Genomic DNA, 10,213 nt, shown 5'->3' on the forward strand with positions numbered 1-10,213 from the left:
GCTGCTGCCACCATAAATCTGGAGGTTCTATGCTTTATATCATCATTGGCATCTTGATTTTCGGCGTTCTGATTGCGGTTCATGAGCTGGGACATTTTCTTACGGCCAAGCTGCTGGGCGTGAAGGTAAATGAATTCTCCATCGGCATGGGCCCCGCTGTGTTCAGCAAAGAGAAAGGAGAAACACTTTACAGTCTAAGAGTGCTTCCCATTGGCGGCTACTGCGCGATGGAGGGAGAGGACGATGACTCTGCCGATCCCCGTTCCTTCGGTCGGGCCAGGGGCTGGCGGAAAGTTCTGATCCTGTGTGCCGGAGCGGCCATGAATTTTTTAACCGGCATGATCATCCTGGCCGTTTTGCTCTGTCAGCTGTCTGGAATTGCCATGCCGGTGGTGGCTGGGTTCCTGGACGGATATGGGCTGGAGAATTGCGGGCTTCAAGAGGGCGACGTTGTATTGTCCATCAATGGCCAGCGCATGTTCAGTCTGTACGGCCAGGACCGGATGCTGTCCGCCCTGGATGCCGCTGGAGATGAGGTAGACTTTGTGATCTCCCGGAACGGGGAGCGCATCACCTTGAATGATGTCTATATGCCCCGGCAGCAGCGTGTGGAGGAAGACGGAACCGTTACCAATCTGCGGGGAATCAGCAAGAGCCTTGTGGGCTACGATGCCAGCTTTGGAGAACGCCTGCTTTACAGCTGGTACAGTGCAGTGGATATGGTGGAGGTTGTTTGGACCAGCTTAGGTACCCTTATTTCCGGCCAGGTCGGTATTCGGGAGCTGTCTGGTCCGGTGGGCATTGTGGACACCATGACCGAAGTGGGACAGCAGTCCGCCACAGCAGCGGATGCCGCCATGAACCTGGCTTTCTTTGCAGCACTGATTGCTGTCAACCTGGCTGTCATGAATCTGCTGCCTCTGCCCGCCCTGGACGGCGGCCGGATTTTCTTCCTGCTGCTCAACGGTGTTTTGTATCTGTTGTTCCGCCGCAAGATTGCGCCCAAGTATGAGGGCTACGTGCATATGGCGGGACTGATGGCGCTGATGGGTCTGATGCTGGTGGTAACCCTCAGCGACGTCGGAAAAATATTTGGGCATTAGTCTCGAAAGGGGAGTCTGAGGATGACAAAGGCAATTCAAGTGGGAGGCGTCACCGTTGGCGGCGGCGCCCCCATCTCCATACAGTCCATGACCAATACCCGTACCGACGACGTGGAGGCTACGCTGAGCCAAATCCGTGCCCTGGCTGCTGCCGGATGTGATATTGTCCGGGTGGCCGTACCGGATATGGCTGCCGCCAAGGCCGTAGGGAAGATCAAGGAAAACTGCCCGCTGCCTCTGGTGGTGGATATCCATTTCGACTATAAGCTGGCTCTGGAGGCCATTGCTGCCGGTGCCGACAAAGTCCGCATCAATCCGGGCAACATCGGTGGTGCAGATAAGGTGAAGGCTGTGGCTGACGCCTGCCGGCAACGTGGGATTCCCATCCGCATCGGGGTGAACGGCGGCTCCCTGGAAAAGGAGCTGCTGGCCAAATACGGACGGGTATGTCCCGAGGCCATGGTGGAGTCCGCCTTCGGCCACATCCGTTTGCTTCAGCAGTTTGACTTTGATGACATCTGCGTCTCGCTAAAATCCTCCAGTGTTCCCATTACCATGAAAGCCTATCAGCTGATGAGCCAGCAAAGTAATTATCCTTTACATATTGGAGTGACTGAGGCTGGGACCGTTCGAATGGGTACTCTGAAATCTGCCGTGGGTATCGGCGGTCTGCTGGCTCTGGGCATCGGGGACACCATGCGGGTATCCCTGTCCGCCGATCCGGTTCAGGAGGTGTACGCCGCTCGTGAGATTCTCAAGGCTGCCGGCATCCGCCGGGAAGGGGCAGAGCTGGTGTCCTGTCCCACCTGCGGCCGCACCCGCATCGACCTCATAGCTCTGGCCAATGAGGTGGAGGAACGCCTCAAGGGAGTGGACAAGCCCATCACCGTGGCCGTCATGGGCTGCGTGGTCAACGGCCCTGGAGAGGCCAGCGCCGCGGACTGCGGCATTGCCGGCGGCGTGGGGGAGGGCCTGCTCTTCAAAAAAGGGCAGATCATCAAAAAAGTCCCTCAGGACCAGCTGGTGGATGAGCTGTTTGCCCTCATTGATACCCTGTAAAACAACTATAGGTTCCGGAAACGTCTCTCCTCAGGGAGAGACGTTTCCCGGCTTTTAAACGGGCAGGCCATGCCTCTGGGAGGATGGCCGAGCCATTCGGGACGTATCCCGGATTTATGTAACGGAGAGTGGACGAATGTCGAAAAAGATACCATTTTTACAGATGTTTTCCGCCCTGCGCCGCTGGGCTGAGCTGGCTCAGGCGGTGGAGGGCTGGCTCATTGTGTCCGCCGCCATTGATAAGGCAACCCGAAGCGCCAAAATCGTGGTGGAGGGTGCAGGCGGCGCGGGAAGCAACCTGATTCGTGAGGCAGAGGAGACCCTCGCCAGAGCCTACGGTCTCTCCTCGGTCAAAATTACATCTGCTCCGGCGGCCCCGTCTCAGCCCACCCCCGAGGCGCCCACACAGACGGCCCCCGCTGCGGCTCCTTCGGCCGCTGAACCTGCCCCGGCACCTTCCACGGCTCCGCAGACGCCTCAGGATGCGTTTGCCCGGGCGGAGGCCATTCGTCAGGCCGCTTTGAAACGGGCTGCGGTCAGTCCCACGGTCCACAAGGGGGAGAAGAAGCCCTCCGGCAAGGCCATCTTTGGCAAGGCTATCTCCAAGGCCCCAATCCCCATAGGCGATCTGGAGCTTGACATGGGCATGGTTGTGGTGGAGGGTGACGTGTTCGCCATCGACAACCGGGAGCTGAAAAAGCGGGGTGCCTGGGTGGTGGCCTTTGACGTCACTGACTACACCGGCTCCATCCGGGTGAATAAATTCTTCCCCGGCGACGAGGGCAAACCCTTGGTGGACGGCATCAAAAAGGGAATGCATCTGAAAATTCAGGGGCGGCTGAACCTTGACCGCTTCTATAACGATATGGTGCTGGAGCCTGTGTCCGTGGCCGTAGCTGAGAAGAAGATGAAGGAAGATACCGCGCCGGAGAAGCGTGTGGAGCTTCACCTCCACACCACCATGTCCTCCATGGACGCCCTCACCGCCGTGGGCCCCAAGCTGGGACCGGACAAGAACGTGGTCAAGCGGGCGGAGTCCTGGGGCCATCCTGCCATTGCCATCACCGACCACGGAGTGGCTCAGTCCTTCCCGGACGCCTGGCATTCGGCCAAAAAAATCAAGCTGCTCTATGGCGTGGAGGCCTATTTCATCAATGACGTGGATGACCGGGTGGTGGTCCACGGAGAAACCAACGCCGCCTTCTCGGATGAGATTGTCTGCTTTGACATCGAAACCACGGGTCTTAATAAGAAGCACGAGGTCATCATTGAGATCGGCGCTGTCATTTTGAAGAACGGTGAGATTACCGACCGCTTCAACACCTTCGCCGCCCCCGGACGGATTTTGTCCCAGGAAATCATCCTGCTCACCGGAATTACCGATGAGATGCTGGTGGGCGCCCCCTCTCAGGAGGAGGCCCTGCGGGCCTTCCTGGAATTTGCCGGGGACCGTCCTTTGGCTGCCCACAATGCCGAATTTGATATGGGCTTTATTGCTGCGGGCTGCCGCAAATATGGCCTCCCGTTCCATAACCCCTCGGTGGACAGCCTGATTCTGGCCCAGAACCTGCTGCCCGACTTGGGCAAGTACAAGCTGGACATTGTGGCCGAGCACCTTCATCTGCCCGCCTTTAACCACCACCGGGCCAGCGACGACGCCGCTACCGTGGCCTACATGCTGCCCCCGTTCTTCAAGATGCTGGAGGATGCGGGGCTCCACACCCTGGGCGAAATCAACGGCTACATGCCCAAGCTGCGGAAGCATGGGAAGGCCCGCCGTCATCCCAAGCACCTCATCGTTCTGGCCAAGAATCAGACCGGACTTCGAAATCTCTATAAGCTCATCTCCCTGTCCCACCTGGAGCACTTCAAGCGTGTGCCTACCATGCCCAAGTCCCTCATCAATGAAAACCGTGAGGGTCTGATCATCGGCTCCGCCTGTGAAGCGGGCGAGCTCTTTCAGGCCGTGGTGGCGGACAAGGACTGGGATGAGCTCAAGCGTATCGCCTCCTGGTACGACTATCTGGAGATTCAGCCCATCTGCAACAACCAGTTCATGCTGCGCAAGGGCATGGTAAAGAGTGAGGAGGAGCTGCGGGACTTTAACCGCACCATCGTGAAGCTGGGCGAGGAGCTGGGCAAGCCGGTGTGCGCCACCGGCGATGTCCACTTTCTGGACCCGGAGGATGAGATTTACCGCCACATTCTCTTGGCCAGCAAGGGCTTTGAGGACGCGGACGAGCCCTTGCCCATCTACTTCAAGACTACCGACGAGATGCTCAAGGAATTTGCCTACCTGGGGGAGGAGAAAGCCAAGGAGGTTGTAGTGACCAACACCAACCTCATCGCCAACTGGTGCGACCCCATCGAGCCGCTGCCCCAGGGGCTGTTTGCTCCTAAGCTGGAGGACTCTGATGGAGAGCTGAAGCGCCTGGTGTGGGGCAAGGCCCATGAGCTGTACGGCGAAAATCCCCCTCAGATTGTGGTGGACCGCATCGAGGCGGAGCTGGGCGACATCATCCGCTGTAAGTATGACGTCATCTATATGTCCGCCCAGAAGCTGGTGCAGAACTCCCTGGAGCACGGCTATCTGGTTGGCTCCCGTGGTTCGGTGGGCTCCTCTCTGGTGGCCTTCATGTCGGGTATCACAGAGGTAAACTCTCTGCCCGCCCACTACCGCTGTCCCAAGTGCAAGCACTCCGACTTTGAGTTCGGCCCGGCCAACGGCTACGGCTGCGGCGCGGACATGCCCGATGCCGTATGTCCTGTATGCGGCACCAAGTACGTCAAGGACGGCTTCAACATCCCCTTCGAAACCTTCCTGGGCTTCGGCGGTGACAAGGTCCCGGATATCGACCTGAACTTCTCCGGTGAGTATCAGGCCAACGCCCACCGCTACACCTTTGAGCTCTTTGGACAGACCCACGTGTTCCGCGCAGGCACCATCGGCACGGTGGCGGAAAAAACCGCCTTTGGTTACGTAAAGAAGTACCTGGAGGAGAAGGGGAAGAGTGCCTCCAAGGCGGAGGAAAACCGCTTGGCCATCGGCTGCACCGGTGTCAAGCGCACCACCGGCCAGCACCCCGGCGGCATGGTGGTTATCCCTCAGGACAAGGAGATCTATGACTTTTGTCCTGTCCAGCACCCTGCAGATGATCCCAACAGCGACATCATCACCACCCATTTTGAATACCACTCCATGGAGTCCAACCTTCTGAAGCTGGACATGCTGGGACACGATGATCCCACCATGATCCGCATGCTGGAGGACCTGACCGGCGTCAATGCCCGGGAAATTCCCCTGGACGACCCAGACACCATGTCCCTGTTCAGCTCCTCCAAGGCTCTGGGCTATGAGAACGACAAGATTCTCGGTCCAACCGGCGGCACCGCCATTCCGGAGTTTGGTACTTCCTTCGTCCGCGGCATGCTGGAGGAGACCCAGCCAAAGCAGTTTGATATTCTGATTCGCTTGTCCGGCTTCTCCCACGGCACCGACGTGTGGCTGGGCAACGCCCGGGACCTGATTCTGAATCAGGGCGTCCCCGTTGGCGAGGCCATCGGCTGCCGTGACGACATTATGCTCTACCTCATCAAGATGGGCATGCCCCCCAAGCGCTCCTTCAAAATCATGGAGGCCGTGCGAAAGGGCAGGGGACTGCCTGAGGGAGCCGAGGACGAGATGAAGGCAGCAGGCGTACCTGATTGGTACATTGGCTCCTGTAAAAAGATCGCCTATCTGTTCCCCAAGGCCCACGCCGTAGCCTACGTGATGATGGCCTTCCGCATCGCCTGGTTCAAGGTCCACCGGCCTCTGGCTTTTTACGCCGCCTACTTCTCCATTCGTGCCAAGGCCTTTGACGAGGCGTTTATGTGCCGCGGCATGGAGGTTTGTCAGAAGAAAATGCGGGAGATCATCGCCAAGGATAAGGAGGCCTCCGCTGTGGAGCAGGACATGCTCACCACGCTTGAGGTCTGCTACGAATTCTATCTCCGCGGCTTTACCTTTGACCGAATGGACCTCTACCAGTCCAAGGCCCTTCACTTTGCCGTGGACGAGGAGCATAACGCCCTGCGGCCGCCCTTTGTCTCGGTGGCCGGACTGGGCGAAACCGCGGCTCTCTCTCTGGAGGAGGTCCGGAAGGGAAAACGCTTTATCTCCATTGAAGAGGTTTCTACCGCCTGTCCCAAGCTGTCCAAGACCCACATCGGACTTTTGAAGGAAGCAGGGGCGTTCGGTGATATGCCTGAAACCAGCCAGTTGGATTTGTTCTCTCTCCTTGGATAAAATTTCCCATAAGCGGAAACAAATTAGATACGCCGTGCGTCTATTAAATGAAGCTTAAAATCTCTTGACGAAGCAGCCGTAACATGATACAAATGGAATCGCTGGTGAAAAGGGGAGAGGCCCCCTCAATATCTCCTCTTTTTCGCCGCGATCCATTGGAAGAACGAAAGAGATCATACGGAGGTAATTCCAGAAATGCGTCCTAATTCCTACAATGGGAAACGGGTCTATCGTAGTAGCCACGCTTCCTCTTCTTACGCGCCCTCGGAGTCACTCCAGACTTTGCTGCGTGTATTGTTTTTCCCGGTCTTATTTGTGTATCTGGAGCTGGTTCTCCATATCAGCATGAAAACAAACCTGGCCTACATCCCGGTGTATCTGGTCTTCAGCATTGCGGCCGGACTGCTGTTTTCCGCCCTTACTCTGCCGTTCCGGCGGAGAGTGAACAGTATTCTTACCAAGGTGCTGACTGGTCTTTTTTCCCTGGTCTATGTGATCGAGTTCATTGCAAAACGGATTCTTCAATCCTATTATCCGCTCAGCACACTGGGCACTGCCGCAGAAAATCGGCTGACGGACTATATTGAGGTAATTAAGGATCAGATTTTCAGCAGCATTCTCCTGATTCTGATTCTGTTTCTGCCCACCATTCTGCTGATCATCTTCGGGAACCGATTCCTGGGCTTTGAGCGCTTTGATATCCGTTTTGCCGGTCTTGTACTGGCCGGTGCGGTCCTTTTCCACGTGGTCGGACTGGGCGTCATCCATCTGCCCTGGAGCGGAGACCTGACCCCCAAGCAGCTCTACCACGTGGATACCAATATCGACGACCAGGTGGAGCAGCTGGGCTTGTGGACCATGCTCCGCCTGGATATCAAGCATCAGATCATCAAGCCCAAGGCCAACCTGGACAATGACTTCAGCGGCCTGGATTCGCTGGGCGGCGGCTCTTCCAGCGCTTCGGGCAGTTCCTCCGGGGATACCTCCACAGGCAATAGCGAGCCAGTGATTGACACCTCGCCCAATGTCATGGACGTAAATCTGGCCGCTATCGCGGCAAGCGCAAGCAACAATGACATTGCCTGGCTGGCCAACTACTTCAATAGTGTTACCCCCACCAACAAGAATGAGTATACCGGTATGTTCGAGGGCTATAATGTCATCCAGTTCGTGCTGGAGGGCTTCTCCGGATACGCCATTGACCCTGTCCTGACGCCCACCCTCTATAAGCTGGCCAACGAGGGCTTTGTGTTCAACAATTACTACACCGCGCTCCACTTCACCAGCACCTCCAATGGCGAATGCCAGACCCTTCTGGGTCTGTACCCCAAGAACGGCACTCCCATCACCATGAAGCGTACCGGTGAGCTGGGAACCAACTGCTACTTCTCCCTTGCTCAGCAGCTGGGCCGGGAAGGCTACCAGGTTGTGGGCTACCACGATAACCAGGACATGTATGGGCGCAATGCCTCCCACACCAACCTGGGCTATGACTGGAAGTATTACACCAATGGTCTTCAGTGTGAGGAGAATGAGGCGGGCACGGACCGTCTGTGGCCTCAGCGTGACAAGTATATGATCGAAGTCAGCGTGGACGACTATATTCACAGTGACCAGCCCTTCCACGTCTACTACCTGACGGTCAGCGGCCACACCAACTATGGCTGGAACCGCGTTGCAACCCAGTACAAGGACTTGGTATCCAGCCTGCCTTACAGCGAGAAGACCCAGGCCTATGTGGCCGCAGCCGCCATCGAGGTGGACCGTGCTCTGGAGTACCTGATTCAGCGTCTGGATGAGGCCGGAAAGCTGGACAAAACTCTGATCATTGCCACCGGCGACCACATTCCCTATGCGGATGTGGATGTGCTGGAGGAGCTGACCGGGAAGACCTTCGGCAGTTCTGAGGCTTTGACCAACATTGATGAGTCCAACATCGATTTCGACGTCTACAAGAACACCCTCATCATGTGGTCGGCCAGTATGGAAGAGCCGCTGCAGGTAGACAAGGTCTGCTGCCAGGTTGACATCCTGCCCACGGTGTCCAACCTGCTGGGTCTGGAGTATGACTCCCGCATGCTCTCGGGCAGCGATATTCTGTCCACCAGTGAGGGCCTGGTGGTATTCAGCTCCCGGTGCTGGAAGTCGGACAAGGGCTTCTACAATCGCTTCACTCAGGAGTTCACTCCGGCGCCCGGGGTCACCATGACTGCTGAAGAGCAGGAAAGCTACGTCTCCGCCATGAAAAAACTGGTGGAGTATAAGTTGCAATGTACCTCGTTGATCGTGGAAAACGACTTCTATAATTACGTTTTTAAAAACCGATGAAACATGCAGGCCCGTCGAAACGATTCGGCGGGCCTGCGTAATTTACCGCTGCTTGACTGCGGCAAGCAAGATGCAGTTGCTTTTTTCCTCTTCCTGCCCTATAATGTGCCTAAGCATGAGAATCCTGTCTGCGGGTAAAACTGTAATAGTGTTCTCCAGACAATGTACCTTCGTGCAGGAAGCAGGCAGCTGTTATCAGCAGCGAAAGGAGTGCTTTTTATGAGTTTTGATCCCTATGAGTTTGACCGAAGCATGATGCGGGAAGGTCAGATGGAAACCCTTGGCCAGTATACCTCCAAGACCTTCCTCTGGATGGTTTTGGGGCTGATGATCACCTTTGGAGTGGCCATTGTCTGCTGGATGACAGATGCAACCTACTATACGTTGATTTATTTCCCGGCCGCGCAGCTTATCTTCCTGATTGCCACTCTGATTCTCTCCATCACCATGGTCAGACGCATTGAGCGCATGTCTGTGGGAACGGCTAAGTCGATTTTTATTGCCTTTTCCGCTCTGTTCGGATTTACAATTTCCATCTACCTCTATCTGTATGACCTGACCAGCGTTGTATTTGTCTTCTTGGCCACCGCTGTCTATTTCGGTATACTGGCCGCCTATGGGTATCTGACTAAGCGGGACCTCAGTGGGTTTGGCCCTGTTCTGCTCTCTGGTTTGATTTTCCTGATTGTGTTTGCCGTGATATCTCTCTTTATCCCCGGGTTTACCATGCTGGATCAGATGGTGTGTCTTGTCGGTATTGCTGTTTTCCTCGGCTATACCGCTTACGATACCCAGAAGATCAAAGCCTATTACAGCTACTATGCGGGCTACCCTGATATGCTGGAAAAGGCTTCTATTTTCTCGGCGCTTCAACTGTATCTGGACTTTTTAAACCTGTTCCTTTATCTGCTCCGTTTCTTGGGGAACCGGCGAAATTAAAATGCGTTCATGTATCAGAGACAAAGCCGCAGAAGGACTTCATATCCTTCTGCGGCTTTTCGAATGAGCAGAAGCACATTCTGCCGTGAAAGCACTACAAAAATTTTAAACTGCATCTCTTGCCAAAAATCATAATTTCGTGTATAATAGCCTTCGCACATGCCGGTGTGATGGAATTGGTAGACGTAGTGGACTCAAAATCCACCGCTGGCGACAGCGTACCGGTTCGAGTCCGGTCACCGGCACCACGTCGGAGCAAGCTTTATATCGCTTGCTCCGACTTTTTTTAAAGTCAGAGCGCACTCATGCCGCTGCTCCTCCTTTCCAAATCACAACCGCTGACGCTGGGTTGTGATTTGGTTTTGGGAGCAAACCTGAAAGCTGCGGCATCTATGTGGTCGCAAAGTTTGCTTTGCGACCACGTCTTTTTATGCCCACGGCAAAAAAGACGTCATCCGCCCGCTCCCTTGCTCCTCCTTTCCAAATCGAACCCGCT

The 10,213-nt window shown here is 55.8% G+C and carries 6 protein-coding genes and 1 tRNA gene; all 7 read left to right on the forward strand.

Features of this window, described 5'->3' with window-relative positions; translation table 11 throughout:
- The first annotated feature begins 29 nt into the window (after window positions 1–29).
- On the forward strand, window positions 30–1,103 hold the full coding sequence (locus AC3YUO_RS09085) for a M50 family metallopeptidase (RefSeq protein ID WP_489962711.1): 1,074 nt from the start codon (window positions 30–32) through the stop codon (window positions 1,101–1,103).
- 21 nt (window positions 1,104–1,124) lie between these two features.
- On the forward strand, window positions 1,125–2,162 hold the full coding sequence (gene ispG / locus AC3YUO_RS09090; protein ID WP_489962712.1) for a flavodoxin-dependent (E)-4-hydroxy-3-methylbut-2-enyl-diphosphate synthase: 1,038 nt from the start codon (window positions 1,125–1,127) through the stop codon (window positions 2,160–2,162).
- A gap of 136 nt (window positions 2,163–2,298) precedes the next feature.
- Window positions 2,299–6,450: a PolC-type DNA polymerase III gene (locus AC3YUO_RS09095; RefSeq protein ID WP_489962713.1), complete on the forward strand. Its 4,152-nt coding sequence runs from the start codon at window positions 2,299–2,301 to the stop codon at window positions 6,448–6,450.
- 345 nt (window positions 6,451–6,795) lie between these two features.
- Window positions 6,796–8,778 carry an LTA synthase family protein gene (locus AC3YUO_RS09100; protein ID WP_489962714.1) on the forward strand — a complete coding sequence of 661 codons (1,983 nt, stop codon included), beginning with the start codon at window positions 6,796–6,798 and terminating at the stop codon, window positions 8,776–8,778.
- A 219-nt stretch (window positions 8,779–8,997) separates the two neighbouring features.
- On the forward strand, window positions 8,998–9,717 hold the full coding sequence (locus AC3YUO_RS09105; protein ID WP_489962715.1) for a Bax inhibitor-1/YccA family protein: 720 nt from the start codon (window positions 8,998–9,000) through the stop codon (window positions 9,715–9,717).
- 161 nt (window positions 9,718–9,878) lie between these two features.
- Window positions 9,879–9,965: transfer RNA gene (locus tag AC3YUO_RS09110), tRNA-Leu, on the forward strand.
- A 57-nt stretch (window positions 9,966–10,022) separates the two neighbouring features.
- Window positions 10,023–10,213 (forward strand): hypothetical protein (locus AC3YUO_RS09115; protein WP_489962716.1); only part of this gene is annotated, 191 nt, incomplete at its 3' end.

The sequence above is a fragment of the Pseudoflavonifractor sp. HNCC25GI2 genome (genome assembly GCF_058136395.1).